Source organism: Xenorhabdus stockiae (assembly GCF_002632825.1).
GTDB classification, from domain to species: Bacteria; Pseudomonadota; Gammaproteobacteria; order Enterobacterales; family Enterobacteriaceae; genus Xenorhabdus; species Xenorhabdus stockiae.
Genome location: NZ_NJAJ01000044.1, coordinates 1 through 25,057 on the forward strand (window position 1 = coordinate 1; position 25,057 = coordinate 25,057).

General features: G+C 44.0%; 43 protein-coding genes. 38 read left to right on the forward strand and 5 right to left on the reverse strand.

The features are described from left to right. From Xsto_RS17500 to Xsto_RS17660, 33 genes are all read left to right on the forward strand, one after another. The coding region (locus tag Xsto_RS17500; protein ID WP_479688474.1) for an EF-Tu C-terminal domain-related protein at positions 1-304 on the forward strand (304 nt) is incomplete at its 5' end. A 245-nt stretch (positions 305-549) separates the two neighbouring features. After that, positions 550-744: a bacterioferritin-associated ferredoxin gene (gene bfd, locus Xsto_RS17505; protein WP_099111751.1), complete on the forward strand. Its 195-nt coding sequence runs from the start codon at positions 550-552 to the stop codon at positions 742-744. Positions 745-820: 76 nt separating this feature from the next. Then, positions 821-1,297: a bacterioferritin gene (gene bfr / locus Xsto_RS17510; protein ID WP_099125894.1), complete on the forward strand. Its 477-nt coding sequence runs from the start codon at positions 821-823 to the stop codon at positions 1,295-1,297. Positions 1,298-1,595: 298 nt separating this feature from the next. Continuing rightward, positions 1,596-1,907 (forward strand): 30S ribosomal protein S10, encoded by a 312-nt coding sequence (gene rpsJ / locus Xsto_RS17515; RefSeq protein WP_001181005.1) that lies wholly within the window; start codon positions 1,596-1,598, stop codon positions 1,905-1,907. Between the two features lie 32 nt (positions 1,908-1,939). Further along, a complete protein-coding gene (rplC, locus tag Xsto_RS17520; protein ID WP_099111749.1) occupies positions 1,940-2,572 on the forward strand; it encodes a 50S ribosomal protein L3 in 633 nt (210 codons plus the stop codon). A gap of 16 nt (positions 2,573-2,588) precedes the next feature. Further along, positions 2,589-3,194: a 50S ribosomal protein L4 gene (rplD, locus tag Xsto_RS17525; protein ID WP_099111748.1), complete on the forward strand. Its 606-nt coding sequence runs from the start codon at positions 2,589-2,591 to the stop codon at positions 3,192-3,194. After that, positions 3,191-3,493 (forward strand): 50S ribosomal protein L23, encoded by a 303-nt coding sequence (gene rplW / locus Xsto_RS17530; protein ID WP_099111747.1) that lies wholly within the window; start codon positions 3,191-3,193, stop codon positions 3,491-3,493. Before rplD ends, rplW begins: the two co-directional genes overlap by 4 nt. A gap of 19 nt (positions 3,494-3,512) precedes the next feature. Continuing rightward, positions 3,513-4,337: a 50S ribosomal protein L2 gene (rplB, locus tag Xsto_RS17535; protein ID WP_099111746.1), complete on the forward strand. Its 825-nt coding sequence runs from the start codon at positions 3,513-3,515 to the stop codon at positions 4,335-4,337. Between the two features lie 14 nt (positions 4,338-4,351). Then, positions 4,352-4,630 carry a 30S ribosomal protein S19 gene (gene rpsS / locus Xsto_RS17540; RefSeq protein ID WP_011148791.1) on the forward strand — a complete coding sequence of 93 codons (279 nt, stop codon included), beginning with the start codon at positions 4,352-4,354 and terminating at the stop codon, positions 4,628-4,630. A 14-nt stretch (positions 4,631-4,644) separates the two neighbouring features. Next, a complete protein-coding gene (gene rplV / locus Xsto_RS17545; RefSeq protein WP_038240485.1) occupies positions 4,645-4,977 on the forward strand; it encodes a 50S ribosomal protein L22 in 333 nt (110 codons plus the stop codon). A 17-nt stretch (positions 4,978-4,994) separates the two neighbouring features. Further along, positions 4,995-5,696: a 30S ribosomal protein S3 gene (gene rpsC / locus Xsto_RS17550; protein WP_010847482.1), complete on the forward strand. Its 702-nt coding sequence runs from the start codon at positions 4,995-4,997 to the stop codon at positions 5,694-5,696. Between the two features lie 12 nt (positions 5,697-5,708). Further along, positions 5,709-6,119, forward strand: a complete 411-nt coding sequence (rplP, locus tag Xsto_RS17555; protein WP_036773456.1) for a 50S ribosomal protein L16 — start codon at positions 5,709-5,711, stop codon at positions 6,117-6,119. After that, positions 6,119-6,310 carry a 50S ribosomal protein L29 gene (gene rpmC / locus Xsto_RS17560; RefSeq protein WP_010847484.1) on the forward strand — a complete coding sequence of 64 codons (192 nt, stop codon included), beginning with the start codon at positions 6,119-6,121 and terminating at the stop codon, positions 6,308-6,310. Before rplP ends, rpmC begins: the two co-directional genes overlap by 1 nt. Further along, positions 6,310-6,564, forward strand: a complete 255-nt coding sequence (rpsQ, locus tag Xsto_RS17565; protein WP_010847485.1) for a 30S ribosomal protein S17 — start codon at positions 6,310-6,312, stop codon at positions 6,562-6,564. The genes rpmC and rpsQ overlap by 1 nt, the downstream gene beginning before the upstream one ends. Before the next feature lie 175 nt (positions 6,565-6,739). Further along, entirely contained in the window at positions 6,740-7,111 is a 372-nt protein-coding gene (gene rplN / locus Xsto_RS17570) for a 50S ribosomal protein L14 (RefSeq protein WP_010847486.1), read from the forward strand. A 10-nt stretch (positions 7,112-7,121) separates the two neighbouring features. Beyond that, entirely contained in the window at positions 7,122-7,436 is a 315-nt protein-coding gene (gene rplX / locus Xsto_RS17575; RefSeq protein ID WP_099111745.1) for a 50S ribosomal protein L24, read from the forward strand. Positions 7,437-7,449: 13 nt separating this feature from the next. Then, positions 7,450-7,989, forward strand: a complete 540-nt coding sequence (rplE, locus tag Xsto_RS17580; RefSeq protein WP_004246952.1) for a 50S ribosomal protein L5 — start codon at positions 7,450-7,452, stop codon at positions 7,987-7,989. A gap of 12 nt (positions 7,990-8,001) precedes the next feature. Then, on the forward strand, positions 8,002-8,307 hold the full coding sequence (gene rpsN / locus Xsto_RS17585; protein ID WP_010847489.1) for a 30S ribosomal protein S14: 306 nt from the start codon (positions 8,002-8,004) through the stop codon (positions 8,305-8,307). Positions 8,308-8,340: 33 nt separating this feature from the next. After that, the gene (gene rpsH, locus Xsto_RS17590) at positions 8,341-8,733 is read left to right on the forward strand and encodes a 30S ribosomal protein S8 (protein ID WP_099111744.1); all 393 of its coding nucleotides are present in this window, start codon (positions 8,341-8,343) and stop codon (positions 8,731-8,733) included. A 14-nt stretch (positions 8,734-8,747) separates the two neighbouring features. Beyond that, complete coding sequence (gene rplF / locus Xsto_RS17595; RefSeq protein WP_099111743.1) at positions 8,748-9,281, forward strand: 50S ribosomal protein L6; 534 nt, start codon at positions 8,748-8,750, stop codon at positions 9,279-9,281. Between the two features lie 9 nt (positions 9,282-9,290). Beyond that, entirely contained in the window at positions 9,291-9,644 is a 354-nt protein-coding gene (gene rplR / locus Xsto_RS17600; protein WP_012990483.1) for a 50S ribosomal protein L18, read from the forward strand. Between the two features lie 14 nt (positions 9,645-9,658). Then, positions 9,659-10,159 carry a 30S ribosomal protein S5 gene (gene rpsE / locus Xsto_RS17605; RefSeq protein WP_015836271.1) on the forward strand — a complete coding sequence of 167 codons (501 nt, stop codon included), beginning with the start codon at positions 9,659-9,661 and terminating at the stop codon, positions 10,157-10,159. Positions 10,160-10,164: 5 nt separating this feature from the next. Next, the gene (rpmD, locus tag Xsto_RS17610; RefSeq protein ID WP_008913894.1) at positions 10,165-10,344 is read left to right on the forward strand and encodes a 50S ribosomal protein L30; all 180 of its coding nucleotides are present in this window, start codon (positions 10,165-10,167) and stop codon (positions 10,342-10,344) included. Between the two features lie 3 nt (positions 10,345-10,347). Continuing rightward, positions 10,348-10,782 carry a 50S ribosomal protein L15 gene (gene rplO, locus Xsto_RS17615; RefSeq protein ID WP_099111742.1) on the forward strand — a complete coding sequence of 145 codons (435 nt, stop codon included), beginning with the start codon at positions 10,348-10,350 and terminating at the stop codon, positions 10,780-10,782. 7 nt (positions 10,783-10,789) lie between these two features. Next, positions 10,790-12,121, forward strand: coding sequence for a preprotein translocase subunit SecY (gene secY, locus Xsto_RS17620; protein ID WP_099111741.1), 1,332 nt, complete (start codon positions 10,790-10,792; stop codon positions 12,119-12,121). A 32-nt stretch (positions 12,122-12,153) separates the two neighbouring features. Continuing rightward, positions 12,154-12,270, forward strand: a complete 117-nt coding sequence (gene rpmJ, locus Xsto_RS17625; protein WP_012768118.1) for a 50S ribosomal protein L36 — start codon at positions 12,154-12,156, stop codon at positions 12,268-12,270. A gap of 147 nt (positions 12,271-12,417) precedes the next feature. Beyond that, the gene (gene rpsM, locus Xsto_RS17630; RefSeq protein WP_086955014.1) at positions 12,418-12,774 is read left to right on the forward strand and encodes a 30S ribosomal protein S13; all 357 of its coding nucleotides are present in this window, start codon (positions 12,418-12,420) and stop codon (positions 12,772-12,774) included. A 15-nt stretch (positions 12,775-12,789) separates the two neighbouring features. Then, positions 12,790-13,179: a 30S ribosomal protein S11 gene (gene rpsK, locus Xsto_RS17635; protein WP_002919257.1), complete on the forward strand. Its 390-nt coding sequence runs from the start codon at positions 12,790-12,792 to the stop codon at positions 13,177-13,179. Between the two features lie 35 nt (positions 13,180-13,214). Beyond that, the gene (gene rpsD / locus Xsto_RS17640; RefSeq protein ID WP_086955015.1) at positions 13,215-13,835 is read left to right on the forward strand and encodes a 30S ribosomal protein S4; all 621 of its coding nucleotides are present in this window, start codon (positions 13,215-13,217) and stop codon (positions 13,833-13,835) included. Positions 13,836-13,860: 25 nt separating this feature from the next. Then, a complete protein-coding gene (locus Xsto_RS17645) occupies positions 13,861-14,850 on the forward strand; it encodes a DNA-directed RNA polymerase subunit alpha (RefSeq protein ID WP_038269634.1) in 990 nt (329 codons plus the stop codon). Between the two features lie 40 nt (positions 14,851-14,890). Further along, positions 14,891-15,283 (forward strand): 50S ribosomal protein L17, encoded by a 393-nt coding sequence (gene rplQ, locus Xsto_RS17650; RefSeq protein ID WP_099111739.1) that lies wholly within the window; start codon positions 14,891-14,893, stop codon positions 15,281-15,283. A gap of 187 nt (positions 15,284-15,470) precedes the next feature. Next, positions 15,471-15,884: a Zn(2+)-responsive transcriptional regulator gene (gene zntR, locus Xsto_RS17655; RefSeq protein WP_099123303.1), complete on the forward strand. Its 414-nt coding sequence runs from the start codon at positions 15,471-15,473 to the stop codon at positions 15,882-15,884. Between the two features lie 78 nt (positions 15,885-15,962). Continuing rightward, positions 15,963-16,163: an alternative ribosome-rescue factor A gene (locus Xsto_RS17660; RefSeq protein ID WP_099111737.1), complete on the forward strand. Its 201-nt coding sequence runs from the start codon at positions 15,963-15,965 to the stop codon at positions 16,161-16,163. A gap of 45 nt (positions 16,164-16,208) precedes the next feature. Here the strand turns inward: Xsto_RS17660 and trkA are convergent, their stop codons facing one another. The 4 genes from trkA to def form a co-directional block, all read right to left on the reverse strand. Next, a complete protein-coding gene (trkA, locus tag Xsto_RS17665) occupies positions 16,209-17,585 on the reverse strand; it encodes a Trk system potassium transporter TrkA (RefSeq protein ID WP_099125895.1) in 1,377 nt (458 codons plus the stop codon). Positions 17,586-17,683: 98 nt separating this feature from the next. Next, positions 17,684-18,970: a 16S rRNA (cytosine(967)-C(5))-methyltransferase RsmB gene (rsmB, locus tag Xsto_RS17670; RefSeq protein ID WP_099125896.1), complete on the reverse strand. Its 1,287-nt coding sequence runs from the start codon at positions 18,968-18,970 to the stop codon at positions 17,684-17,686. An 86-nt stretch (positions 18,971-19,056) separates the two neighbouring features. After that, positions 19,057-20,004 (reverse strand): methionyl-tRNA formyltransferase, encoded by a 948-nt coding sequence (gene fmt / locus Xsto_RS17675; protein ID WP_099125897.1) that lies wholly within the window; start codon positions 20,002-20,004, stop codon positions 19,057-19,059. 23 nt (positions 20,005-20,027) lie between these two features. Then, positions 20,028-20,540: a peptide deformylase gene (gene def, locus Xsto_RS17680; RefSeq protein WP_099125898.1), complete on the reverse strand. Its 513-nt coding sequence runs from the start codon at positions 20,538-20,540 to the stop codon at positions 20,028-20,030. 132 nt (positions 20,541-20,672) lie between these two features. On the opposite strand from def, the gene dprA reads away from it, so the two are divergent. The 5 genes from dprA (at position 20,673) to Xsto_RS17705 (ending at position 24,038) form a co-directional block, all read left to right on the forward strand. Continuing rightward, positions 20,673-21,749: a DNA-protecting protein DprA gene (gene dprA, locus Xsto_RS17685; protein ID WP_099125899.1), complete on the forward strand. Its 1,077-nt coding sequence runs from the start codon at positions 20,673-20,675 to the stop codon at positions 21,747-21,749. 75 nt (positions 21,750-21,824) lie between these two features. Beyond that, the gene (locus Xsto_RS17690; RefSeq protein WP_099125900.1) at positions 21,825-22,376 is read left to right on the forward strand and encodes a DNA topoisomerase family protein; all 552 of its coding nucleotides are present in this window, start codon (positions 21,825-21,827) and stop codon (positions 22,374-22,376) included. Between the two features lies 1 nt (position 22,377). Continuing rightward, a complete protein-coding gene (tsaC, locus tag Xsto_RS17695; protein WP_099111730.1) occupies positions 22,378-22,947 on the forward strand; it encodes an L-threonylcarbamoyladenylate synthase type 1 TsaC in 570 nt (189 codons plus the stop codon). A 6-nt stretch (positions 22,948-22,953) separates the two neighbouring features. Beyond that, positions 22,954-23,772 carry a shikimate dehydrogenase gene (gene aroE / locus Xsto_RS17700; RefSeq protein WP_099125901.1) on the forward strand — a complete coding sequence of 273 codons (819 nt, stop codon included), beginning with the start codon at positions 22,954-22,956 and terminating at the stop codon, positions 23,770-23,772. Further along, positions 23,769-24,038: a DUF1488 family protein gene (locus Xsto_RS17705; protein ID WP_099111728.1), complete on the forward strand. Its 270-nt coding sequence runs from the start codon at positions 23,769-23,771 to the stop codon at positions 24,036-24,038. Before aroE ends, Xsto_RS17705 begins: the two co-directional genes overlap by 4 nt. On the opposite strand, the gene Xsto_RS17710 is transcribed toward Xsto_RS17705, so the two are convergent. Further along, the gene (locus tag Xsto_RS17710; RefSeq protein WP_099111727.1) at positions 24,005-24,559 is read right to left on the reverse strand and encodes a gamma carbonic anhydrase family protein; all 555 of its coding nucleotides are present in this window, start codon (positions 24,557-24,559) and stop codon (positions 24,005-24,007) included. The two genes, Xsto_RS17705 and Xsto_RS17710, sit on opposite strands and share 34 nt — an antisense overlap. Positions 24,560-25,057 lie beyond the last annotated feature (498 nt).

Sequence of the window (25,057 nt, forward strand, 5' to 3'; positions counted from 1 at the left end):
GAAACCAGGTTCTATCCACCCACACACTCAGTTCGAATCTGAAGTGTATATCCTGAGCAAAGATGAAGGTGGCCGTCATACTCCATTCTTCAAAGGTTATCGTCCACAGTTCTACTTCCGTACAACTGACGTAACCGGTACTATCGAACTGCCAGAAGGCGTTGAGATGGTAATGCCAGGTGACAACATCAACATGGTAGTTAATCTGATTGCTCCAATCGCAATGGATGAAGGTCTGCGTTTCGCAATCCGTGAAGGCGGCCGTACTGTAGGTGCAGGTGTTGTTGCTAAAGTTATTGCTTAATCTTTGATTAACAAAAAATTCTAAAAAAGAGGAGCGAAAGCTCCTCTTTTTTTGTGCTATCGAAAAAATAGGAGCTTTATTTTTCATTGAAATAAAGAATAAACAACAATTGAAATGAGAGTGATTAACATTTACAATTTGACAATATACTTTATTTTATAGCTATAACCGCTGTTGAACCTAATTAACTTCGTTAATCAGTACACAACTAGTTATAACATTATAAATAGTTAGAAGAGTGTTCCATGTATATTTGTCTCTGCAACGCAATAAGTGATAAAGCCATACGTAATGCTGTCAGACAGCAGAATGTTCGTTCTATCAGAGAGCTGAAAAACTTTGTGCCTGTGGGGAGTGATTGTGGAAAATGTGTACGTCAGGCCCGTGAAATAATCAATGAAGAAATCTCCTTGCTTCCCCCTATAATTAATGTTGCTTAAAATAAGCACAATTGTCTTGCAATTACTCTGTTTAATTAGTACTACACTGTAAGTACTGGAAGCGGAGGAATTGATTATGAAAGGTGATAAAAAAATAATTGCCCATCTTAATAAACTTCTTGGTAACGAACTTATCGCCATAAACCAGTATTTTTTACATGCCCGTATGTTTAAAAACTGGGGGTTAGTGCGCCTGAATGATGTTGAATACCGTGAATCTATTGAAGAAATGAAACATGCAGATAAATATATTGAGCGTATTTTATTTCTGGAAGGTATCCCAAATTTACAGGATTTAGGCAAACTCAATATCGGTGAGGATGTCGAAGAGATGTTACAATCCGATCTGACGTTGGAATTACGTGGTACTCAGGATATGAGAGAGGCAATTGCATATGCTGATTCAATCCACGACTATGTAAGCCGGGATTTAATGATTGAAATTCTTGCAGATGAAGAAAATCATATAGACTGGCTGGAAACACAACTCGATCTGATTAAACGAATGGGTATGCAAAATTATATCCAGGCCCATATTATTGAAGAAGAATAGAATTACGCTAACGCCCTGTAAATACATATAGGGCGTTCATTTCTGACTATTTTTACCTGCCTTTATTATTTATCTGAATAAATTTCATCCTTGTCTTGCATTGTGAAGTGATTCACGTATAATGCGCGGGCTAACCTACTTCGTAGGCTGATTTTTATCAGTGTGAGCGGTAATTACCGCCATATTAAAATACTCCCGATATGGGGGTTATATATTGAACGATTACACTCCCCCATCAATCGAAATGGGTGTGAGGAGTAATTATTTACGTTTATAAAATAGTTGGAGCTCTGGTCTCATGCAGAACCAAAGAATCCGTATCCGCCTGAAAGCATTTGATCATCGTTTGATCGATCAATCAACTGCGGAAATCGTAGAGACCGCTAAGCGCACTGGTGCGCAGGTTCGTGGTCCGATCCCGCTGCCGACTCGTAAAGAGCGTTTTACCGTTCTGATTTCTCCGCACGTTAATAAAGACGCGCGTGATCAGTACGAAATTCGCACTCACAAACGTCTGGTTGACATCGTTGAGCCAACCGAGAAAACCGTTGATGCTCTGATGCGTCTGGATCTGGCTGCCGGTGTAGACGTGCAGATCAGCCTGGGTTAATCAGGTCATTGAGCGATTGAGAGGTTGAAACAATGATTGGTTTAGTCGGTAAAAAAGTGGGCATGACTCGCATCTTCACTGAAGAAGGCGTTTCAATCCCTGTAACTGTTATCGAAATCGAAAATAACCGTGTAACTCAAGTTAAAAACGAAGAGACTGACGGTTATCGTGCAATTCAGGTAACGACTGGTAGCAAAAAAGCAAGCCGCGTTAACAAACCTGAAGCAGGTCATTTCGCTAAAGCTGGCGTTGAAGCTGGCCGTATCCTGCGTGAATTCCGTCTGTCTGAAGACGATGCAGAATTCACTGTAGGTCAAAGCATTAGTGTTGAAATTTTCGCTGACGTTAAAAAAGTCGACGTTACTGGTACATCTAAAGGTAAAGGTTTCGCGGGTACTGTTAAACGCTGGAACTTCCGTACTCAGGATGCTACGCACGGTAACTCCCTGTCTCACCGTGTTCCGGGTTCTATCGGTCAGAACCAGACTCCGGGCAAGGTGTTCAAAGGTAAGAAAATGGCAGGCCAACTGGGTAATGAGCGTGTAACCGTTCAGAGCCTGGATGTAGTACGTGTTGACGCAGAGCGCAACCTGCTGCTGGTCAAAGGTGCTGTACCTGGTGCAACCAACAGCAACCTGATCGTAAAACCGGCTGTCAAGGCGTAACGTCGAGGAGATAGGAATGGAATTGGTATTGAAAGACGCGCAAAGCGCGCTGACTGTTTCCGAAACTACCTTCGGGCGTGATTTCAATGAAGCGCTTGTGCATCAAGTAGTTGTTGCGTATGCAGCTGGTGCTCGTCAAGGTACTCGTGCTCAGAAAACTCGTGCTGAAGTTTCTGGTTCAGGTAAAAAACCATGGCGTCAAAAAGGCACTGGCCGTGCGCGTTCTGGTTCAATTAAGAGCCCAATTTGGCGCTCTGGTGGTGTAACTTTCGCAGCGAAGCCACAGGACCACAGTCAAAAAGTTAATAAAAAGATGTACCGCGGTGCCCTGAAAAGCATCCTGTCTGAACTGGTACGTCAAGATCGTCTGATCGTTGTCGAGAAGTTCTCTGTTGAAGCACCTAAAACTAAGCTGCTGGCACAGAAACTGAAAGAGATGGCTCTGGAAGACGTGCTGATCATCACTGGTGAAGTTGATGAGAACCTGTTCTTAGCAGCTCGCAACCTGTACAAAGTTGACGTCCGTGATGCTGCGGGTATCGACCCAGTAAGCCTGATCGCCTTCGACAAAGTGGTTATGACTGCTGAAGCTGTGAAGCAAGTTGAGGAGATGCTGGCATGATCCGTGAAGAACGTCTGCTGAAAGTACTGCGCGCGCCGCACGTATCTGAAAAAGCTTCTACAGCGATGGAAAAAACTAACACCATCGTTCTCAAAGTTGCGAAAGACGCGACTAAAGCAGAAATCAAAGCTGCTGTGCAGAAACTGTTTGAAGTCGAAGTTGAGGTTGTGAACACTTTGCTGGTTAAAGGTAAAGTTAAACGCCACGGTCAGCGTGTTGGTCGTCGTAGCGACTGGAAAAAAGCTTACGTCACCCTGAAAGAAGGCCAGAACCTGGACTTCGTTGGCGGCGCTGAGTAAGTCGGAGGAGTAAAGAACAATGGCAATTGTTAAATGTAAACCTACGTCTCCGGGCCGTCGCCACGTTGTTAAAGTGGTTAACCCTGAGCTGCATAAGGGCAAGCCTTATGCTCCGCTGTTAGAAAAAAACAGCAAAACTGGTGGTCGTAACAACAATGGTCGTATTACCACTCGTCACATTGGTGGTGGCCATAAACAGCACTATCGTCTGATTGACTTCAAACGCAACAAAGACGGTATCCCTGCTGTTGTTGAGCGTCTGGAATATGATCCAAACCGTTCAGCAAACATCGCGCTGGTTCTGTATAAAGACGGCGAACGTCGTTACATTCTGGCTCCTAAAGGCCTGAAAGCTGGCGATCAAATCCAGTCTGGTGCAGATTCTGCAATCAAAGCTGGTAATGCTCTGCCAATGCGCAACATCCCGGTTGGTTCTACTGTTCACAACATAGAAATGAAACCAGGTAAAGGTGGCCAGCTGGCTCGTTCAGCAGGTGCTTATGCTCAGATCGTTGCACGTGATGGTTCTTATGTAACCCTGCGTCTGCGCTCTGGTGAAATGCGTAAGGTACTGGCTGACTGCCGTGCTACTTTAGGTGAAGTTGGTAACGCAGAACACATGCTACGCGTTCTGGGTAAAGCTGGTGCAAGCCGCTGGCGTGGTATCCGTCCTACCGTTCGTGGTACGGCGATGAACCCAGTTGACCATCCACACGGTGGTGGTGAAGGTCGTAACTTTGGTAAACACCCTGTAACTCCATGGGGCATCCAGACCAAAGGTAAGAAGACCCGTAGTAACAAACGTACTGATCAATACATCGTACGTCGCCGTTCTAAAAAATAATTAGAGGATAAACCATGCCACGTTCTCTCAAGAAAGGTCCATTTATTGACCTGCACTTGCTGAAGAAGGTAGAGAAAGCGGTGGAAAGCGGAGACAAAAAGCCTATTAAGACTTGGTCCCGTCGTTCAACGATCTTTCCTAACATGATCGGTTTGACCATCGCTGTCCATAATGGTCGTCAGCATGTTCCAGTTTTTGTTTCCGACGAAATGGTTGGTCACAAACTGGGTGAATTCGCGCCGACCCGTACTTATCGCGGCCATGCGGCCGATAAAAAGGCTAAGAAGCGCTAAGGTAGGAGGAAGAGATGGAAACTATCGCTAAACATCGCCACGCTCGTTCTTCTGCTCAGAAGGTTCGCCTTGTGGCTGACCTGATCCGCGGTAAGAAAGTGTCGCAAGCTCTGGAAACTCTGACCTATACCAACAAGAAAGCTGCTGGTTTAGTGAAGAAAGTACTTGAGTCTGCTATTGCTAACGCAGAACACAACGATGGCGCTGACATCGATGATCTGAAAGTTGCGAAAATTTTCGTAGACGAAGGTCCAACCATGAAGCGCATTATGCCTCGTGCCAAAGGCCGTGCAGATCGTATCCTGAAGCGCACCAGCCACATTACTGTGGTTGTGTCCGATCGCTGAGACTCTGGAGACTAGCAATGGGTCAGAAAGTACATCCTAATGGTATTCGTCTGGGTATTGTCAAACCTTGGAACTCTACCTGGTATGCGAATACCAAAGAATTCGCTGACAACCTAGACAGCGACTTTAAAGTTCGCCAGTACTTGAATAAAGAACTGGTTAAAGCATCTATTTCACGTATCGTTATCGAACGTCCTGCGAAAAGCATCCGTGTGACTATTCACACTGCTCGTCCAGGCATCGTAATCGGTAAGAAAGGTGAAGACGTAGAAAAACTGCGCAAAGCTGTAGCGGACATCGCTGGCGTTCCTGCGCAGATTAATATTGCCGAAGTGCGTAAACCTGAACTGGACGCAAAACTGGTTGCTGACAGCATCAGCTCACAGTTGGAACGTCGTGTTATGTTCCGCCGTGCTATGAAACGTGCTGTACAGAACGCAATGCGTCTGGGCGCTAAAGGCATCAAAGTGGAAGTAAGCGGCCGTCTGGGCGGTGCTGAAATCGCGCGTACTGAATGGTATCGTGAAGGTCGTGTACCTCTGCACACTCTGCGTGCAGATATCGACTATAACACTTCAGAAGCGCACACCACTTATGGTGTAATCGGCGTTAAGGTATGGATCTTCAAAGGTGAGATCCTGGGTGGTATGGCTGCTGTTGAACAGGCGGAAAAACCGGCTGCTCAACCTAAAAAGCAGCAGCGTAAAGGCCGCAAGTAAGGAGAGTCGCTGATGTTACAACCAAAGCGTACGAAATTCCGTAAAGTGCATAAAGGCCGTAACCGCGGTCTGGCTGCCGGTGCGGATGTTAGCTTCGGCACTTTCGGTCTGAAAGCTGTGGGCCGTGGTCGTTTGACTGCTCGTCAAATCGAAGCGGCACGTCGTGCTATGACCCGTGCAATTAAGCGTCAAGGTAAAATCTGGATCCGTGTGTTCCCAGACAAACCAATCACCGAGAAGCCACTCGAAGTGCGTATGGGTAAAGGTAAAGGTAACGTAGAGTATTGGGTTGCCTTGATCCAGCCTGGTAAAGTCCTGTATGAGATGGACGGTGTGTCTGAAGAGCTGGCCCGTGAAGCGTTCAAGCTGGCGGCAGCGAAACTGCCTATCAAAACCACCTTTGTAACTAAGACGGTGATGTAATGAAAGCACAAGAGCTGCGCGAAAAAAGCGTTGAAGAGCTGAACACTGAGCTGCTGAACCTGTTACGTGAACAGTTTAATCTGCGTATGCAGGCGGCAAGCGGCCAGCTGCAACAGTCTCATCTGTTGAAACAAGTGCGTCGTAATATTGCACGCGTTAAGACTTTACTGACTGAGAAGGCGGGTGCGTAATGACCGATAAAATCCGTACTCTGCAAGGTCGTGTTGTTAGCGACAAAATGGAAAAATCCATTGTTGTTGCTATTGAACGTAAGGTGAAACACCCACTGTATGGTAAATTCATCAAGCGTACGACTAAGTTGCACGTACATGACGAGAACAATGAATGTGGAATTGGTGATGTAGTGGAAATCCGCGAAACCCGTCCACTGTCTAAGACTAAATCTTGGACCTTAGTTCGCGTTGTAGAGAAAGCGGTTCTATAATAGGGCGCTATCTCATAAGAAATAAACGGCTCAAAAAATAACAGGGCCGTTTATTTTTCTGTCCATCGCGAAGATGTGGTGTTATAATGCCGCGCCCTCGTAGTGTGGGATATTAAAACGGCTTCTTTAAAAATAAAGTGGCTCAGTAGTAGTTGACATTTAGCGGAGCACTAAAATGATCCAAGAACAGACTATGCTGAACGTGGCCGACAACTCCGGTGCACGTCGCGTAATGTGTATCAAGGTTCTAGGTGGCTCGCACCGTCGATACGCACATGTCGGTGATATCATCAAGATCACCATCAAGGAAGCGATTCCTCGTGGTAAAGTCAAAAAAGGTGATGTCCTGAAAGCGGTAGTGGTGCGCACCAAGAAGGGTGTTCGTCGCCCGGACGGTTCTGTCATTCGCTTCGATAGCAACGCTTGCGTATTGTTGAACAACAATAGTGAGCAGGTTATCGGTACGCGTATTTTTGGGCCGGTAACTCGTGAACTTCGTAATGAAAAGTTCATGAAAATTATCTCTCTGGCACCTGAAGTACTCTAAGGAGCAGGCAATGGCAGCGAAAATCCGTCGTGATGACGAAATTATCGTGCTGACTGGTAAAGACAAAGGTAAGCGCGGTAAAGTAAAACAGGTTCTTTCTTCTGGTAAAATTATCGTTGAAGGTATCAATCTGGTTAAAAAACATCAGAAGCCAGTTCCGGCTCTGAACCAACCAGGTGGCATCGTTGAAAAAGAAGCAGCAATTCAGGTTTCTAACGTTGCAATCTTTAATGCAGAAACCGGCAAGGCTGACCGTGTAGGTTTTAGATTCGAAGACGGCAAAAAAGTACGTTTCTTCAAATCTAACAACGAAACTATCAAGTAATTTGGAGTATACGATGGCGAAACTGCATGATTACTACAAAGACGAGGTAGTCCAGAAACTGATGAGTCAGTTTGGTTACCATTCTGTCATGCAAGTCCCTCGGGTCGAGAAGATCACCCTGAATATGGGTGTTGGTGAAGCAATCGCTGACAAGAAACTGCTGGACAATGCAGCAGCTGATCTGGCAGCAATTTCTGGTCAAAAACCACTGATCACCAAAGCACGCAAGTCAGTTGCAGGCTTCAAAATCCGTCAGGGCTATCCAATCGGCTGTAAAGTAACCCTGCGTGGCGAACGCATGTGGGAGTTCTTTGAGCGCCTGATTTCTATTGCTGTACCACGTATTCGTGACTTCCGTGGCTTGTCCGCTAAGTCATTTGATGGTCGCGGTAACTACAGCATGGGTGTTCGTGAGCAAATCATCTTCCCTGAAATCGATTACGATAAAGTGGATCGTGTACGTGGTTTGGATATTACCATTACCACTACTGCGAAATCTGATGATGAAGGCCGCGCACTGTTGGCTGCGTTTAACTTCCCGTTCCGCAAGTAAGGCAGGGTATTCATGGCTAAGCAATCAATGAAAGCACGTGATGTAAAACGTGCGAAATTAGCTGAGAAATTCTTCGCAAAACGCGTTGAACTGAAAGCGATCATCTCTGATGTAAACGCATCTGATGAAGACCGTTGGAATGCTGTTCTCAAGCTGCAAACACTGCCACGTGATTCCAGCCCTTGCCGTCAGCGTAACCGCTGCCGTCAAACTGGGCGTCCGCATGCATTTTTGCGGAAGTTTGGGTTGAGCCGTATTAAAGTCCGTGAAGCCGCTATGCGCGGTGAAATCCCGGGCCTTAAAAAGGCTAGCTGGTAATTGTCACCAATTGAATCACGGGAGTAAAGACAGATGAGCATGCAAGATCCGATCGCGGATATGCTGACCCGTATCCGTAACGGTCAGGCCGCGAATAAAGTTGCGGTCACCATGCCTTCCTCCAAGCTGAAAGTGGCAATTGCCAAAGTGCTGAAGGAAGAAGGTTATATTGAAGATTTTAAAATCGAAGGCGACACCAAGCCAGAACTGGAAGTTACTCTGAAGTACTTCCAAGGTAAGGCTGTTGTAGAAAGCATCCAGCGTGTAAGCCGCCCAAGTCTGCGCATCTATAAGAAAAAAGATGAGCTGCCACAAGTTATGGCTGGTTTGGGTATCGCTGTTATTTCTACCTCTAAAGGTGTAATGACTGATCGTGCAGCTCGCCAGGCTGGTCTGGGTGGCGAGATTCTCTGCTACGTAGCTTAATTCGGGAGGAAAGAATGTCTCGTGTTGCAAAAGCACCCGTCGTCATTCCTGCCGGCGTAGAGGTTAAACTCAACGGTCAGGTTATTTCGATTAAGGGTAAAAACGGCGAATTGAGTCGTGAAATCCACAGCGCAGTTGAAGTTACACATGCAGATAGTCAGCTGACTTTCGCTCCACGCGAAGGTTTTGCAGATGCTTGGGCACAGGCGGGTACAACTCGTTCTCTGCTGAATGCAATGGTTATCGGTGTTAACGAAGGCTTCACTAAGAAGCTCCAACTGGTAGGTGTTGGTTACCGTGCAGCAGTTAAAGGCAATACTGTTAGTTTGTCTTTAGGGTTCTCGCATCCGGTTGAACATCAACTGCCTGCAGGCATTACTGCGGAATGCCCATCACAAACTGAAATCGTACTGAAAGGTGCTGATAAGCAGGTGATTGGTCAGGTTGCGGCAGATCTGCGTGCCTATCGTCGTCCTGAGCCATACAAAGGCAAGGGTGTTCGTTACGCCGATGAAATCGTGCGTACCAAAGAGGCTAAGAAGAAGTAAGGTAACACTATGGATAAGAAAGCAGCTCGTATCCGTCGTGCGACCCGCGCACGCCGCAAGCTCCAGGAACTGGGTGCAACTCGCCTGGTGGTACACCGTACCCCTCGCCATATTTATGCGCAGGTTATCGCACCAAATGGTTCTGAAACTCTGGTGGCCGCTTCTACAACAGAAAAAGCTATCAGTGAACAACTGAAATTCACTGGAAACAAAGAAGCCGCAGCAGTAGTTGGTAAAATTGTTGCTGAACGTGCTCTGGAAAAAGGTATCAAAAACGTATCCTTTGACCGTTCTGGTTTCCAATATCATGGTAGAGTCCAGGCACTGGCAGATGCTGCCCGTGAAGCTGGCCTTCAGTTCTAAGGTAGAGGTGTAAGATGGCTCACATCGAAAAACAAGCTGGCGAACTGCAGGAAAAGCTGATCGCGGTAAACCGCGTATCTAAAACCGTTAAAGGTGGCCGTATTTTCAGCTTTACAGCACTGACTGTAGTTGGTGATGGTAACGGTCGCGTTGGTTTTGGCTACGGCAAAGCACGCGAAGTTCCGGCAGCGATCCAGAAAGCGATGGAAAAAGCACGTCGCAATATGAAAACCGTCGCACTTAACAGCGGCACCCTGCACCACCCAGTGAAAGGCGCACACACCGGTTCCCGCGTGTTCATGCAGCCTGCTCATGAAGGTACAGGTATCATCGCAGGTGGTGCGATGCGTGCTGTTCTGGAAGTAGCTGGAGTTCGTAACGTACTGGCTAAAACCTATGGTTCCACTAACCCAATCAATGTGGTTCGTGCAACCCTGGATGCTTTAGACAGCATGAAGTCTCCAGAAATGGTCGCAGCTAAGCGTGGCAAATCCGTCGAAGAAATTCTGGGGTAATGACCATGGCTAAGACTATCAAGATTACACAGGTCCGCAGTTCAATCGGTCGTTTGCCTAAGCATAAGGCAACTCTGACTGGTTTAGGTCTGCGTCGCATTGGTCATACTGTTGAACGCGAAGATACACCAGCGGTTCGCGGTATGGTCAACTTGGTTTCCTATATGGTTAAAGTTGAGGAGTAACAGATGCGCTTAAATACTCTGTCTCCGGCTGAAGGTGCCAAGCACGCACCTAAACGTGTAGGTCGTGGTATCGGTTCTGGTCTGGGTAAAACTGGCGGCCGTGGTCACAAAGGTCAGAAATCTCGTTCTGGCGGTGGCGTACGTCGTGGTTTCGAAGGCGGCCAGATGCCTCTGTACCGTCGTCTGCCAAAATTTGGCTTTACTTCACGTAAGGCAATGATTACAGCCGAAATCCGTCTGTCTGATTTTGCTCGTGTTGAAGGCGATGTTATCGATCTGAATGCACTGAAAGCTGCTAACATTGTTGGCCCTCAAATTGAGTTCGCGAAAGTTATGCTTTCTGGCGAAGTTAATCGCGCAGTAACTGTGCGTGGCTTGCGTGTTACTAAAGGCGCCCGTGCTGCAATTGAAGCTGCTGGCGGTAAAATTGAGGAATAAGTAACAGATGGCTAAACAACCAGGATTAGATTTTCAAAGTGCTAAAGGCGGATTAGGTGAGTTAAAACGCAGACTTTTGTTTGTTATTGGAGCTCTGATTGTTTTCCGTATTGGCTCTTTTATTCCAATCCCTGGTATTGATGCCACTGTGCTTGCCAAATTGCTCGAACAGCAAAGAGGCACCATCATTGAAATGTTCAACATGTTCTCTGGTGGTGCTTTAAGCCGTGCTTCTATCTTTGCACTGGGTATAATGCCGTATATTTCTGCATCTATTATTATCCAGTTGCTGACTGTGGTTAACCCCCGTTTAGCAGAGATTAAGAAGGAAGGGGAAGCTGGTCGTCGTAAGATCAGTCAGTACACCCGTTATGGCACATTAGTGCTGGCAATATTCCAGTCAATAGGTATTGCAACTGGGTTGCCGAATATGCCTGGGATGCAAGGGCTGGTTATTAATCCAGGTTTTGCGTTCTATTTCACGGCTGTTGTAAGTTTGGTCACAGGAACTATGTTCTTGATGTGGCTAGGTGAGCAGATTACTGAACGAGGTATCGGCAACGGTATTTCAATCATAATCTTTGCTGGTATCGTTGCGGGCCTTCCGCCTGCAATTGGTCACACCATCGAGCAAGCTCGGCAAGGCGATCTGCACTTCCTCCTGTTGCTGTTGGTTGCAGTCTTAGTGTTTGCAGTAACCTTCTTCGTTGTTTTCATGGAGCGTGGTCAACGTCGTATCGTTGTTAACTATGCCAAACGTCAACAAGGTCGTAGAGTTTTTGCAGCACAAAGTACACATTTACCGTTGAAAGTGAATATGGCTGGGGTTATCCCTGCAATTTTTGCTTCCAGTATTATTTTGTTCCCTGGTACTATAGCCTCTTGGTTTGGTAGCGGAGCAAACTGGAATTGGTTGACAACTATTTCTATGTATTTGCAGCCAGGTCAACCGCTTTATGTGTTATTGTATGCATCTGCAATCATCTTCTTCTGTTTCTTCTATACGGCTTTGGTGTTCAATCCAAGAGAAACGGCAGATAACCTGAAGAAGTCCGGTGCATTTGTACCAGGAATTCGTCCGGGAGAGCAAACGGCTAAGTACATCGATAAAGTAATGACTCGTCTAACCTTAGTTGGTGCGTTATATATTACCTTTATCTGCTTAATCCCGGAGTTCATGCGTGATGCAATGAAAGTTCCATTCTATTTTGGTGGTACTTCCCTACTGATTGTAGTTGTCGTCATCATGGACTTTATGGCTCAAGTGCAAACTCTAATGATGTCGAGTCAGTATGAGTCTGCATTGAAGAAGGCAAACCTGAAAGGATATAACCGCTAATCGGTTTGCTTGAGAAGTTACGGAGAGTAAAAATGAAAGTTCGTGCTTCCGTCAAGAAATTATGTCGTAACTGCAAAATCGTTAAACGTAACGGTATCGTTCGTGTGATTTGCAGTGCAGAGCCTAAGCATAAACAGCGCCAAGGCTAATTAATCGCATATTTTTCTTGCAAAGTTGGGTTGAGCTGGCTAAATTAGCCAGCCAATCTTTTTATCTGACAGCAACATTATTTGAGTATCCTGAAAACGGGCTTTTCAGAATGGTGTTGCAGTGAATAAATATTGTAGGAGTGCATAGTGGCCCGTATAGCAGGCATTAACATTCCTGATCAGAAACATACTGTAATCGCATTAACTTCGATTTACGGTATCGGTAAAACCCGCTCACAGGCTATCTGTGCAGCAACGGGTATTGCTGAAAATGTTAAGATCAGTGAGCTGTCTGAAGAGCAAATTGACAAGCTGCGTGACGAAGTTGCTAAATACGTTGTAGAAGGTGATTTGCGTCGTGAAGTAACCCTGAGTATCAAACGTCTGATGGATCTTGGTTGCTATCGTGGTTTACGTCATCGTCGTGGTCTGCCGGTTCGCGGTCAGCGTACTAAGACCAATGCACGTACCCGTAAGGGTCCGCGTAAGCCGATCAAGAAATAATCGGGGTATTGAATAATGGCAAAAGCACCTATTCGTGCACGTAAGCGTGTAAGAAAACAAGTCTCTGACGGTGTGGCTCATATCCATGCTTCTTTCAACAACACCATCGTTACTATTACTGATCGTCAGGGTAACGCTTTGGGTTGGGCAACTGCCGGTGGTTCCGGTTTCCGAGGTTCTCGTAAATCTACTCCGTTTGCAGCTCAGGTTGCAGCAGAACGCTGTGCTGAAGCAGTAAAAGAATACGGAATTAAGAACCTGGAAGTTATGGTTAAAGGACCTGGTCCGGGCCGTGAGTCAACTATTCGCGCACTGAACGCGGCTGGTTTCCGCATCACTAATATTACTGATGTGACTCCGATCCCTCATAACGGTTGTCGTCCACCGAAAAAACGTCGCGTTTAATACGTCTTCGTTTTTAGGATTGTTGGAGAAAGAAAATGGCAAGATATTTGGGTCCTAAGCTCAAGCTGAGCCGTCGCGAGGGTACAGACCTTTTCCTGAAGTCTGGCGTTCGCGCGATTGACACCAAGTGTAAGTTAGAACAAGCACCAGGCCAGCACGGCGCACGCAAACCGCGTCTGTCTGACTACGGTGTTCAGTTACGTGAAAAACAAAAAGTTCGTCGTACTTACGGTGTTCTGGAACGTCAATTCCGTAACTACTATAAAGAAGCTACTCGTCTGAAAGGCAACACAGGTGAAAACCTGCTGACTTTGCTGGAAGGTCGCTTAGATAACGTCGTTTATCGTATGGGTTTTGGCGCGACGCGTGCTGAATCACGTCAGATGGTGAGCCACAAGGCTATCATGGTAAATGGTCGCGTTGTTAACATCGCTTCTTATCAGGTATCCCCGAATGACGTAGTCAGCGTTCGTGAAAAAGCGAAAAAGCAGGCTCGTATTAAGGCAGCTTTAGAGCTGGCTGAGCAGCGTGAGAAACCAACTTGGTTGGAAGTTGATGCTGCGAAGATGGAAGGTGTGTTCAAGCGTAATCCTGAACGTACTGATCTATCCGCTGACATTAACGAACACCTGATCGTCGAGCTTTACTCTAAGTAAAGCTTAGCACCAAAGAGAGGACACAATGCAGGGTTCTGTGACAGAGTTTCTAAAACCGCGCCTGGTAGATATCGAGCAAGTCAGTTCGACGCACGCCAAGGTGACCCTTGAGCCATTAGAGCGTGGCTTTGGCCATACTCTTGGCAACGCACTGCGCCGTATTCTGCTTTCGTCTATGCCGGGTTGTGCGGTGACTGAGGTTGAGATTGATGGTGTACTGCATGAGTACAGCACCAAAGAAGGTGTACAGGAAGATATCCTGGAGATTCTCCTCAATCTGAAAGGGCTGGCGGTGAAAGTTCAGGGCAAAGATGAAGTCATCCTTACCTTGAATAAATCTGGCATTGGCCCTGTGACTGCAGCCGACATCATCCATGATGGTGATGTCGAAATCGTCAAGCCGCAGCACGTAATCTGCCATCTGACTGACGAAAGCGCTTCCATTAGTATGCGTATTAAAGTTCAGCGCGGTCGTGGTTATGTGCCGGCTTCTGCCCGAATTCATTCGGAAGAAGATGAGCGCCCTATCGGTCGTTTGTTAGTAGATGCTTGCTATAGCCCAGTAGAGCGTATTGCCTACAATGTTGAAGCAGCTCGTGTAGAACAGCGTACTGACTTGGATAAGCTGGTTATCGAGATGGAGACTAACGGTACAATCGATCCTGAAGAGGCGATTCGCCGTGCAGCTACTATTCTGGCTGAACAACTGGAGGCTTTCGTTGATTTACGTGACGTACGTCAACCAGAAGTTAAAGAAGAGAAGCCTGAATTTGATCCGATACTGCTGCGCCCTGTTGACGATCTGGAATTGACTGTCCGCTCTGCTAACTGCCTTAAGGCAGAAGCTATCCACTACATCGGTGATCTGGTACAGCGTACTGAGGTTGAGTTACTTAAAACACCTAATCTGGGTAAAAAATCTCTTACTGAGATTAAAGACGTACTGGCTTCACGTGGACTTTCTCTGGGCATGCGCTTGGAAAACTGGCCACCAGCAAGTATTGCTGATGAATAACTAGATCACAGGTTAAGGTTTTACTGAGAAGGATAAGGTCATGCGCCATCGTAAGAGTGGTCGTCAATTGAACCGCAACAGCAGCCATCGCCAAGCTATGTTCCGTAACATGGCAGGTTCTTTGGTTCGTCATGAAATCATCAAGACGACTCTGCCTAAAGCGAAAGAACTGCGTCGCGTCGTTGAGCCGCTGATTACTCTTGCCAAGACCGACAACGTAGCTAATCGTCGTCTGGCATTCGCCCGTACTCGTGATAACGAGATCGTGGCAAAACTGTTTAATGAACTGGGCCCGCGTTTTGCGAGCCGCGCAGGTGGTTACACTCGTATTCTGAAGTGTGGCTTCCGTGCAGGTGACAATGCACCGATGGCATACATCGAGCTTGTTGACCGCGCCGCTGAGTCTCAGACAGAAGTAGCAGCTGCAGAGTAATCTGTAGAAGCATAAAAAACCGGGTATTATCCCGGTTTTTTATCGCCTTTTAATTCTTCCCATCATTATTTCTTCTTATTTTCTCCATTACTTTTTGATTTCTAGTTGACAGCAAAACATCCGGCGATGATTTATTAATCTATTCTGGTAGTATTGATTTTATTTCCCTGTTTGATGAGAGGCTGCCATGTATCGTATTGGCCAATTGGCGAAATTAGCGAATGTTACTCCTGATACTGTTCGTTTTTATGAGAAACAAGGATTGATGGAGCATGAAGAAAGAACAGAAAGTGGTTATAGGCTTTATACAAAACAGGATTTACAGCGGTTACGTTTTATTCGCTATGCAAAGCAATTAGGTTTTACATTAGAGACAATTGTAGAGTTATTGTCTATCCGCGTTGATCCTGAACATCATACCTGCCAAGAATCTAAGAGAATTGTTGATACTAGATTACAGGAAATAGAAGAAAAATTATTAGAAATGCAAAAAATGCGCGATTCTTTAAAAATGTTAAGCGATGCCTGTTGCGGAAGCGCACATATCAGTACCTATTGTTCAATATTGGAAATATTAGAAGAAGGGGCTACGAAGAAGTGATTTTTCTTTATTCTTTTGTGCATTAATAGTACTATTGATAAGCTATATTTATTCAAATAACCATATTTTGAGGTCATTATGACGACGTATCGGCATAAAAAAGGTGTTATTAAAGATAATGCTATAGAAGCTCTTCTGCATGATCCTTTGTTCAGGCAGCGAGTAGAAAAAAATAAAAAAGGTAAAGGAAGTTATAATCGTAAAGCAAAACATGGGAAAGGAAGTGGTTGGGAGGCCAATGATAATAATTTTTTCAAGTTATTATCATTGGCCTTCTAATTTTCTGAGTACAAATATTTCAGAATTGGTAGCCGTGTAAGTGATTTATAGAAAGAATGGGCTTGGTTGGAATAGCTTTTCAACTTCAGGAACAAATTTTTTATCTGTAATAAACATGATTACATGGTCGCCTTGTTGAATAATGCTGTAATCATTAGCAATGATGACTTCTTCTCCGCGGACAATGGCGCCAATGGTTGTTCCTGAGGGAAGTTTTATATCTCCTATTTTCCTCCCAACTACTTTGGAAGTATGTTCATCACCATGAGCAATCGCTTCAATAGCTTCAGCAACACCTCGCCTTAATGAAAATACGCTAACGATATCGGCTTTGCGGACATGCCCAAGTAAAGCAGATACTGTGGCCTGTTGGGGTGAGATGGCAATATCAATAACACCACCTTGGACTAAATCCACATATGCACTACGCTGGATTAGTACCATTGCTTTTTTGGCCCCCATCCGTTTTGCAAGCATAGCTGACATGATATTGGCTTCGTCATCGTTAGTTAATGCAATGAAAACATCGACTTGCTCAATGTGCTCTTCTGCCAGTAGCTCCTGATCAGAAGCGTCACCATAGAACACTATAGTATCGTGTAATAGCTCTGCAAGTTCAGTTGCTCTTTCCTGATTATGCTCAATAAGCTTAACGCTATAATCTTTTTCAAGGCGTAAGGCTAAGCCTGCACCGACGTTTCCGCCGCCAACAATCATGATACGTTTGTATGGTTTTTCTAGACGCTGTAACTCGCTCATCACTGCTCTGATATGTTGTGATGCAGCAACAAAAAATACTTCATCGCCAGCTTCAATAACTGTAGAGCCTTGTGGCCTGATTGGACGGTCTTGTCGAAATATTGCGGCAACTTTGCTGTCAATATGTGGCATATGTTCGCGAAGAGAAGATAATGCATTCCCTACAAGTGAGCCACCATAATAAGCTTTTACTGCAACAATACTGACTCTACCTTCAGAGAAATTAACAACCTGTAAGGCACCGGGATATTGGATTAATTTGTAGATATAGTCGATAACTAACTGCTCTGGAGATATCAGATAATCGATAGGAATATCACCAGGCTTAAATAACTTTTCTGATTCCCTAATATATTCTGATGAACGGATCCGGGCGACTTTATTTGGTGTATTAAATAGAGAATAGGCGATCTGGCATGCGATCATGTTGGTTTCATCTGAATTTGTAACAGCAACTAACATATCAGCATCTTCTGCACCGGCTTCTCTTAAAACTCTGGGATGAGAACCATGCCCATTTACAACCCGCAGATCGAATTTGTCCTGTAACTGGCGTAAACGATCTGTATCGGTATCAACAACAGTAATGTCATTGTTTTCATCAACTAGGTTTTCAGCTAATGTTCCACCAACCTGACCAGCACCCAGAATAATTATCTTCATAGCTACTCTCTTTATATGTTAGAAGTTGCAATTGTTTTGCTATTTTAGCAAAGTCATTACATTCTCTCGCCCGGTAGAGCGAGAGAAAAGCTATTCTATTATTGCTTAGTCAATCGAGCATAAAAGAAACCATCACCGCCTGTTATCTCGGGAGTAATTTGTATTCCTGGGGTCTCTTGTGTACCTGTTCCAGAGAGTTTGGCATCCGGATTGCGTTTTAAAAATGCTTTAATTTGCTCGCTATTTTCATCAGGTAAAATTGAGCATGTGGCATAAACCAGAGTTCCACTTTTCTTTAAGTATGGCCAAATAGCATCAAGTATTTCCGCTTGAAGCGTCACTAACTGAGCGATGTCTTCATTTCTTCGTAACCATTTTATATCTGGATGGCGACGGATCACACCTGTTGCTGAACATGGCGCATCAAGAAGAATGCGATCAAATTGTTCTCCGTTAGTCCATTTGTGTGGGAAACGCCCATCACCCGTTTTAATGACAGCTTTTAAATTAAGGCGCTGTAAGTTTTCTTCCACTCGCTTAATTCGTTGTTCATCAATATCAACGGCAAGTACTTTGGCGCTTGGAGCTATTTCAAGTATATGTGTTGTTTTGCCGCCTGGTGCAGCACAAAGATCAAGTATTTCTTCTCCCTCACATGGCATTAATAATTCAGCACAGCCTTGTGCAGAACGATCCTGAATGGTAACCCAGCCTTTATCAAACCCTGGCAGTATATTGACAGGACAAGGGGTTAATAGACGAATTGCGTTGGGATGATCTGTATCTAATTCTGCGGCTATATTGGCTTTTTGCAGCAAAGAGAGATATTGATTTGTAGAATGATGTATCTGATTGACGCGTAACCACATTGGTGGTTTTTGATTATTCGCACTGACAATATGTTGCCAATTGTGAGGATAAGCCTTTTGAATACGAGTTAACAGCCATTTGGGATGTAAGTGGTGACTGGCATCATTAGATTTTTCTACTAACTCTTCTTGTTGACGCTGAAATTGTCGAAGAACGCCATTAATGAGTCCTTTCAGTTGTGGGCGTTTTAAACTGATTGTCCCATTAACTGTTTCTGCGATCGCTGCATGTGCAGGTATTCGTGTATAAGTAAGTTGATACATTCCGACCATGATCAAATAGTGGAAAATGCGTTGCTTACCTTTCAATGGTTTTGCCATTAATTGGGCTATAAGCCATTCCAGCTGAGGTAAAACTCTCATTACACCAAAGCAGAGTTCCTGTAGGAGAGCTTTATCTTTATCTGATACTTTTTGTTGGAGTTCGGGTATAACAGTGCTGAGTGACTGTCCTTGCTCCAGCACTTGGCTAATCGCTTTTGCAGCGATGCTTCGCAGGTTATATGTATTTTTCATGGCATGGTCAAAAGCTGAGTTTCATCAGCATAATAGTAGTAAAGCGAGAAGATGCCTGTATGCTGACACCATACAGGCAATGAATGTTAGTTGATTTTGTTACCTGGAGTGAACCATTCGCGCTTAGAATTTAATAAATCGGCAGCTGACATTGCTTTTTTGCCCGGGGGCTGCAATTGAGTAATATTCAATATCCCATCAGTTGTAGCGACCTGAATACCCTTTTTATCTGCGTGGAGAATTGTGCCCGGGATTTGGTTAGATTTACCGTCAGTAGCATGAGCCTCCCATACTTTAATGGGCTGTTCATCAATTAAGAAATAGCTTATTGGCCAAGGGTTGAATGCACGCACACAACGTTCGAGCTGAATTGCTGATAAATTCCAATTCATTCTTGCTTCATCTTTGCTGAGTTTTTCAGCATAAGTAGCAAGAATATTATTCTGACTTTCCGGTTGACTATTACCAGATGTTATTAGACTTAATGTATTAAGCAATGCATTGGAGCCGATATCGGCAAGTTTGTCATACAAGCTCGCAGTAGTATCTTCGTTTGTAATTGGGCAGGTTGCTTTTAACAGCATATCGCCTGTATCAAGGCCTGCGTCCATTTGCATGATTGTTACCCCTGTTTCTTTATCTCCAGCCCAGATAGCACGTTGAATTGGTGCAGCACCGCGCCAATGAGGTAATAAAGAACCATGAACATTGAGGCACCCCAACGGGGGCATATCTAATACCGCTTGGGGAAGGATCAAACCATATGCAACGACAACCATGATATCGGCTTGTTGCTCCATGACCCATTGCTGACTTTCTTCTGTACGTAATGTTTTTGGCTGGAAAACAGGGACATGATGTTCTTCAGCCAATACTTTTACAGGACTTGGTGTCAGTTTTTTACCCCTTCCTGCCGGTTTATCAGGTTGAGTGAGTACACCGACAATTTTATGTTGAGATTTTAATAAAGCCGCCAAATGGTGAGCCGCGAAATCAGGGGTTCCGGCAAAAATGATACGTAAAGAATCAGACACTGTTATTTCCCGTAATGATAAATTTACTTAGCCTTGGCTCTTAGTCGGTCAATTTTTTCGACTTTTTGGCGAATACGCTGTCGTTTTAACGGAGACAAGTAATCTACGAATAGTTTACCGAGCAAGTGATCCATCTCATGTTGAATACAAATCGCCAACAGACCATCGGCTTCCAACTCAAATGTTTGACCGTGAAAATCCAGAGCTTTAATTTTGACTTGCTCGAATCGTGGCACAAATGCACGTTGTTCAGGAACTGATAAACAACCTTCTTCGATACCTGTTTCCCCTGACTCGGTTACTAGCTCTGGGTTAATGAGTACAAGTCTCTGGTCTCTATTCTCTGAAACGTCAATAACAACGATGCGTTGATGGATATCAACCTGAGTTGCTGCTAAGCCGATCCCTTCTTCTGCATACATCGTTTCGAACATATCATCGATGATACGCTGGATTTCTGCATCGACTTTTTCTACTGGCTTGGCAATTGTGCGAAGCCGCTCATCTGGATAATGTAATACTTGTAAAACTGACATATATGTTTAGAACTGCATCCAAAAAGTGAGTGATAATTAGCGCCTATTCTAGACATTTCCTGATTAGATTGACAGTATCGCCTACAAATTAATCATATGAACATGACAACATATTGAGTCAGGATGACAATAATGGAAATGATGGAAATATGGCTGAGAATGAAAATGGTATCTCACCTTTCAGTGGCAAAAGCAGTGTCTATAATCGAGCACCTACTGCAGGTTAAAAATATTACTCATGCTGTGATGAGAGATTGTGGCTTATCACCTACACAGTGTATGCAGTTTTTAAAAGCAAATCCTTCTGTTTTGCTTTCCAGTCTTAATTGGTTAGAGCAATCAGGAAATCACTTATTAACCTTTTCTGATCCAGAATACCCTTCTTTGTTGAAACAAATTTATTCGCCTCCACTGATACTTTTTGTCTCTGGGAAAGTAAGCACACTATCTGAGAAACAAGTTGCAATAGTGGGTAGCCGGTCGGCAAGTTTTTATGGTGAAAAGTGGGGGAGAGTATTTGCTGGAGGGCTAGCGGAGAATGGGATAGTAATAACCAGTGGGTTAGCGGTTGGGATTGATGGTATCTGCCATCAGGCTGCTATTGATGCAGGAGGGCAAACCGTTGCGGTATTGGGGAGTGGACTTGAAAATATTTATCCTAATCGTCATCGAACTTTAGCCTGTTGCATTAAAGAAAATGGGGTTCTGGTTTCTGAGTTTTTCCCTGACACTCCACCTAAAGCTAAAAATTTTCCAAGACGAAACCGGATTATTAGCGGGTTAAGTTTAGCGATTCTGATTGTAGAAGCTCATCAAAATAGTGGTTCACTGATTACAGCACGCTGTGCACTTGAACAAGGACGGGATATTTTTGCATTACCCGGCCCACTAGGAAGGCCTTCGAGTGATGGTAATCACTGGTTGATCAAACAGGGAGCTTATTTAGCAACCAATGTGATTGATATAATGGAACATATTAATGCTAATTTTCAATGGATTAATCTGGAAGAGGGCAATGATAAACAATTTGAGCAAACAGAGTTGCCATTTGCTGAGGTGCTGGTTAACGTAAGTGATGAAGTTACACCTGTTGATATAATTGCTCAGCGCTCTTCTCTTCCTATTACAGAAGTCATGACTCAATTATTGGAGCTTGAATTAATGGGAAAAGTGGCTGTTGTTGCTGGTGGTTATGTTCGGGTGAATTGAAAAATTGAATTTTCTCTTAACCTGAACTTTATGGTTTTCCAATAAATATTGTGATTAGTTTTCCGTGAGTAAGATATGCCTAAAAAAGTACCCTTTGCAGTAAAACAAACAGAATATTGCGCTGAATGTGGTGCTGAACTAGTGATCCGCAACGGGGCCCATGGTCCATTTTATGCTTGTTCCAATTATCCATCATGCTGTTATGTTCGGCCGTTAAAAATATCATCAGATGGACACGTTATTAAGGAACTGGAAGGGCAAATTTGTTCTCAGTGCGGTTCAACGTTGGTTTTACGGCAAGGACGGTACGGTATGTTTATTGGCTGTAGTAATTATCCAGAATGTAATCATATTGAGTTGATTGATAAACCTGATGACTCTTCAGTTAATTGTCCTCAGTGTCAGAAAGGTAAGTTGTTTCAACGTAATTCACGATTTGGTAAAACATTTCACGCTTGTAATCGATATCCAGAATGCCAGTTCACACTGAATAATAAACCGGTACAACGGGAATGTGAGCTTTGTCATTATCCCTTGTTGGTTGAAAAGAAAACCACACAGGGCATTAAACTATTTTGTGCTAGTAAATTGTGTAATAAGCAACAATCCATTGAAACTGAGAAATAAAATGAGTAATGAAGCATCTCCTGCATTTGATTTAATTATTAAGGCCTTAAAAGAAGAAAAAGTCATTGCTTATCCTACGGAAGCTGTTTTTGGATTGGGTTGTGACCCTGACAGTGAAAAAGCGGTTAATAAATTATTATTGCTGAAAAATAGACCCAAGGAAAAAGGGTTAATCCTTATTGCTGATAGTTATGAGAGGTTATGTCCCTATATTGATGACAATCAGTTGGATAATGAGCAGAAAAAGACAATTTTCTCTTGTTGGCCGGGACCGGTGACATGGGTTATCCCAGCCAAATCTGTGACACCAAAGTGGTTGACGGGAAAATTCTCAACACTGGCAGTCCGAGTTACTGATCATCCTTTGGTCAGAGAATTATGTGCCCTTTATGGAAAACCTCTCGTATCAACCAGTGCAAATTTAAGTGGGCTGGAACCATGTAGGAGTTCAGAAGAAGTTCGTCGACAATTTGGCAACGATTTTCCTGTGCTGGAGGGGGAAGTGGGTGGACGTAAGAATCCATCAGAAATCAGGGATGCTTTGACAGGTAAACTATATCGGCAAGGGTAAGGAATAATGGATAAATTCGCGGTTTTTGGTAATCCGATTGCACATAGTAAATCTCCTTATATTCATCAATTATTTGCCAAACAAACGGGTATTGAACACCAATATGGGAGAATACTTGCTCCGTTAGAACATTTTGAACAAACATTGGAGCAATTTTTTGAACAAGGTGGTTTAGGTGCGAATATTACCGTTCCCTTTAAGGAACGAGCTTATGAGTGTGCACATCAGTTGAGTGAGCGAGCTAAACACTGTGGTGCAATCAACACATTCAAGCTAATTGAAAATAACAAGCTTCTGGGTGATAACACTGATGGGATTGGGTTATTAGCAGATTTGCAGCGGCTTAACTTCATTAGCAAAGGGCAGCATATCCTGATTATTGGGGCTGGTGGAGCAGCAAAAGGAGTTATATCTCCTTTATTAGACTTTGGATGTTCGGTGACTATTACTAACCGTACTTTTGCACGTGCGCAAGGGATAGCGAATATGTTTTCCACATTTGGTCATATTCAGGCAGTTGAAATGAAATCTCTTCTGAATCCAGATTTTGATCTTATTATTAATGCAACCGCTTCTGGTCTTGATGGAAGTGTACCTGAAATATATCCGTCAGTTTTCCGTAATAGTGGTGCTTGTTATGATATGTTCTATCAAAAAGGATTAACGCCTTTCCTTAATTTTGCCCAGCAAAGTGGAGCCTCATTTTTGGCTGATGGATTAGGGATGCTAGTGGGACAAGCAGCGCATTCCTTTGAACTTTGGCATGGTGTCTTACCAAAAGTGGAACCTGTTTTGGCTGCTTTAAGAGAAGAATTACACCTATGAATCAAGCAATTCAATTTCCTGACCGTGAAGAATGGAATGAGAAGGAAAACAAAGTTATATTTCCTGCTATGGTCAATGGCCTACTGGTGCAATGTCTGATCAGTGCTGATGAATTAATTCGACGTTATGGTAATGATTTTCATCCAATTGAACTATTTCACCAGTATCGTTGGGATTTAGAAGAAGAGTTTGAAGAAATCATCCTACGTGGGCAGGATGATCAATTTGGATGTTATTCTATATTGTCTGATATATCTGCTAAGTAATCATCTTTCCAGCGAGCGTAGTTATTAGCAGAATAAAGCAGCCCTTCTAATTCTTCATGTTTGAGTTTTCGCACTTGTTTGACTGGGCTGCCTATATACAGATATCCACTTTTTAATATTTTTTTTGGTGGGACAAGACTACCGGCCCCAATAATGACATTGTCTTCAATGATAGAGCCATCAAGCAGAATTGAACCCATCCCAACAAGTACTCGGTTTCCTATCGTACAACCATGTAACATTGTTTTGTGACCGACAGTGACTTCCTCACCTATGATTAGCGGGAAGCCATCAGGATTATCAGATGATTTATGAGTTACATGTAGAATAGAACCGTCCTGTATATTGGTACGAGTTCCAATAGAAACATAATTGACGTCACCACGGATGACGACTAACGGCCAGATACTTACATTATCTGCCAATCTGACATCTCCAATCACAATAGAAGTAGGGTCTAGCATGACTCGTTGACCAATTTGAGGCCGCAAGTTTAAATATTTACGTAAAACGGTAGACATAAAAACCTCAATAACAGTAAGAGAGGATAATATTGCGTGAAATGTTATTGAGGAAAAGATCACCACGCAATGGTAAATTTGCATTAATTTCATCCTGATTGAGTGGTTTTTATATTGAAAAGCGCAAAAAGCGTCCGATTGAAAATAAAATTGCAAAAAAGAGTTGTCAGGGCCGAAAAACTCCCTATAATGCGCCACCACTGACCGACGCTGAGCTGCAACACGCCGCGCAGGCCAGCGGAAAGAAAGCGAAAATAAACGCTTGACTCCGGAGGCAAAAAGCGTAAGATACGCAGCCTCGCAACACGGAAGACACTTCCGGTTGCTACCGCTCTTTAACAAATTAATCAGACAATCTGTGTGGGCACTCGCAAGACACTATCGACAGCCGAAAGGCAAAAAAAAAGATTAAAGTCTTGAAGAGTGACTGAAACAGTTAATTCATTACGAACTAACAGTAACGATTCTTTGAGCATCAAACACTTTTAATTGAAGAGT

What these genes read in the sequence shown, in the direction of transcription:
- Xsto_RS17645 (WP_038269634.1), top strand. Translation starts at nt 13,861, where the DNA reads ATGCAGGGTTCTGTGACAGAGTTTCTAAAACCGCGCCTGGTAGATATC.
- rplB (WP_099111746.1), top strand. Translation starts at nt 3,513, where the DNA reads ATGGCAATTGTTAAATGTAAACCTACGTCTCCGGGCCGTCGCCACGTT.
- rplD (WP_099111748.1), top strand. Translation starts at nt 2,589, where the DNA reads ATGGAATTGGTATTGAAAGACGCGCAAAGCGCGCTGACTGTTTCCGAA.
- rsmB (WP_099125896.1), bottom strand. Translation starts at nt 18,970, where the DNA reads ATGAAAAATACATATAACCTGCGAAGCATCGCTGCAAAAGCGATTAGC.
- rplP (WP_036773456.1), top strand. Translation starts at nt 5,709, where the DNA reads ATGTTACAACCAAAGCGTACGAAATTCCGTAAAGTGCATAAAGGCCGT.
- rplV (WP_038240485.1), top strand. Translation starts at nt 4,645, where the DNA reads ATGGAAACTATCGCTAAACATCGCCACGCTCGTTCTTCTGCTCAGAAG.
- rpsE (WP_015836271.1), top strand. Translation starts at nt 9,659, where the DNA reads ATGGCTCACATCGAAAAACAAGCTGGCGAACTGCAGGAAAAGCTGATC.
- rplE (WP_004246952.1), top strand. Translation starts at nt 7,450, where the DNA reads ATGGCGAAACTGCATGATTACTACAAAGACGAGGTAGTCCAGAAACTG.
- Xsto_RS17710 (WP_099111727.1), bottom strand. Translation starts at nt 24,559, where the DNA reads ATGTCTACCGTTTTACGTAAATATTTAAACTTGCGGCCTCAAATTGGT.
- Xsto_RS17660 (WP_099111737.1), top strand. Translation starts at nt 15,963, where the DNA reads ATGACGACGTATCGGCATAAAAAAGGTGTTATTAAAGATAATGCTATA.
- rpsQ (WP_010847485.1), top strand. Translation starts at nt 6,310, where the DNA reads ATGACCGATAAAATCCGTACTCTGCAAGGTCGTGTTGTTAGCGACAAA.
- rpsD (WP_086955015.1), top strand. Translation starts at nt 13,215, where the DNA reads ATGGCAAGATATTTGGGTCCTAAGCTCAAGCTGAGCCGTCGCGAGGGT.
- zntR (WP_099123303.1), top strand. Translation starts at nt 15,471, where the DNA reads ATGTATCGTATTGGCCAATTGGCGAAATTAGCGAATGTTACTCCTGAT.
- rplQ (WP_099111739.1), top strand. Translation starts at nt 14,891, where the DNA reads ATGCGCCATCGTAAGAGTGGTCGTCAATTGAACCGCAACAGCAGCCAT.
- rpmD (WP_008913894.1), top strand. Translation starts at nt 10,165, where the DNA reads ATGGCTAAGACTATCAAGATTACACAGGTCCGCAGTTCAATCGGTCGT.
- rpsS (WP_011148791.1), top strand. Translation starts at nt 4,352, where the DNA reads ATGCCACGTTCTCTCAAGAAAGGTCCATTTATTGACCTGCACTTGCTG.
- aroE (WP_099125901.1), top strand. Translation starts at nt 22,954, where the DNA reads ATGGATAAATTCGCGGTTTTTGGTAATCCGATTGCACATAGTAAATCT.
- rplW (WP_099111747.1), top strand. Translation starts at nt 3,191, where the DNA reads ATGATCCGTGAAGAACGTCTGCTGAAAGTACTGCGCGCGCCGCACGTA.
- bfr (WP_099125894.1), top strand. Translation starts at nt 821, where the DNA reads ATGAAAGGTGATAAAAAAATAATTGCCCATCTTAATAAACTTCTTGGT.
- secY (WP_099111741.1), top strand. Translation starts at nt 10,790, where the DNA reads ATGGCTAAACAACCAGGATTAGATTTTCAAAGTGCTAAAGGCGGATTA.
- rplC (WP_099111749.1), top strand. Translation starts at nt 1,940, where the DNA reads ATGATTGGTTTAGTCGGTAAAAAAGTGGGCATGACTCGCATCTTCACT.
- def (WP_099125898.1), bottom strand. Translation starts at nt 20,540, where the DNA reads ATGTCAGTTTTACAAGTATTACATTATCCAGATGAGCGGCTTCGCACA.
- rpsC (WP_010847482.1), top strand. Translation starts at nt 4,995, where the DNA reads ATGGGTCAGAAAGTACATCCTAATGGTATTCGTCTGGGTATTGTCAAA.
- rpmC (WP_010847484.1), top strand. Translation starts at nt 6,119, where the DNA reads ATGAAAGCACAAGAGCTGCGCGAAAAAAGCGTTGAAGAGCTGAACACT.
- dprA (WP_099125899.1), top strand. Translation starts at nt 20,673, where the DNA reads ATGGAAATGATGGAAATATGGCTGAGAATGAAAATGGTATCTCACCTT.
- Xsto_RS17705 (WP_099111728.1), top strand. Translation starts at nt 23,769, where the DNA reads ATGAATCAAGCAATTCAATTTCCTGACCGTGAAGAATGGAATGAGAAG.
- tsaC (WP_099111730.1), top strand. Translation starts at nt 22,378, where the DNA reads ATGAGTAATGAAGCATCTCCTGCATTTGATTTAATTATTAAGGCCTTA.
- rpsH (WP_099111744.1), top strand. Translation starts at nt 8,341, where the DNA reads ATGAGCATGCAAGATCCGATCGCGGATATGCTGACCCGTATCCGTAAC.
- bfd (WP_099111751.1), top strand. Translation starts at nt 550, where the DNA reads ATGTATATTTGTCTCTGCAACGCAATAAGTGATAAAGCCATACGTAAT.
- rplO (WP_099111742.1), top strand. Translation starts at nt 10,348, where the DNA reads ATGCGCTTAAATACTCTGTCTCCGGCTGAAGGTGCCAAGCACGCACCT.
- rpsK (WP_002919257.1), top strand. Translation starts at nt 12,790, where the DNA reads ATGGCAAAAGCACCTATTCGTGCACGTAAGCGTGTAAGAAAACAAGTC.
- trkA (WP_099125895.1), bottom strand. Translation starts at nt 17,585, where the DNA reads ATGAAGATAATTATTCTGGGTGCTGGTCAGGTTGGTGGAACATTAGCT.
- rplF (WP_099111743.1), top strand. Translation starts at nt 8,748, where the DNA reads ATGTCTCGTGTTGCAAAAGCACCCGTCGTCATTCCTGCCGGCGTAGAG.
- rplX (WP_099111745.1), top strand. Translation starts at nt 7,122, where the DNA reads ATGGCAGCGAAAATCCGTCGTGATGACGAAATTATCGTGCTGACTGGT.
- rpsN (WP_010847489.1), top strand. Translation starts at nt 8,002, where the DNA reads ATGGCTAAGCAATCAATGAAAGCACGTGATGTAAAACGTGCGAAATTA.
- rplN (WP_010847486.1), top strand. Translation starts at nt 6,740, where the DNA reads ATGATCCAAGAACAGACTATGCTGAACGTGGCCGACAACTCCGGTGCA.
- rpsJ (WP_001181005.1), top strand. Translation starts at nt 1,596, where the DNA reads ATGCAGAACCAAAGAATCCGTATCCGCCTGAAAGCATTTGATCATCGT.
- rplR (WP_012990483.1), top strand. Translation starts at nt 9,291, where the DNA reads ATGGATAAGAAAGCAGCTCGTATCCGTCGTGCGACCCGCGCACGCCGC.
- rpmJ (WP_012768118.1), top strand. Translation starts at nt 12,154, where the DNA reads ATGAAAGTTCGTGCTTCCGTCAAGAAATTATGTCGTAACTGCAAAATC.
- Xsto_RS17690 (WP_099125900.1), top strand. Translation starts at nt 21,825, where the DNA reads ATGCCTAAAAAAGTACCCTTTGCAGTAAAACAAACAGAATATTGCGCT.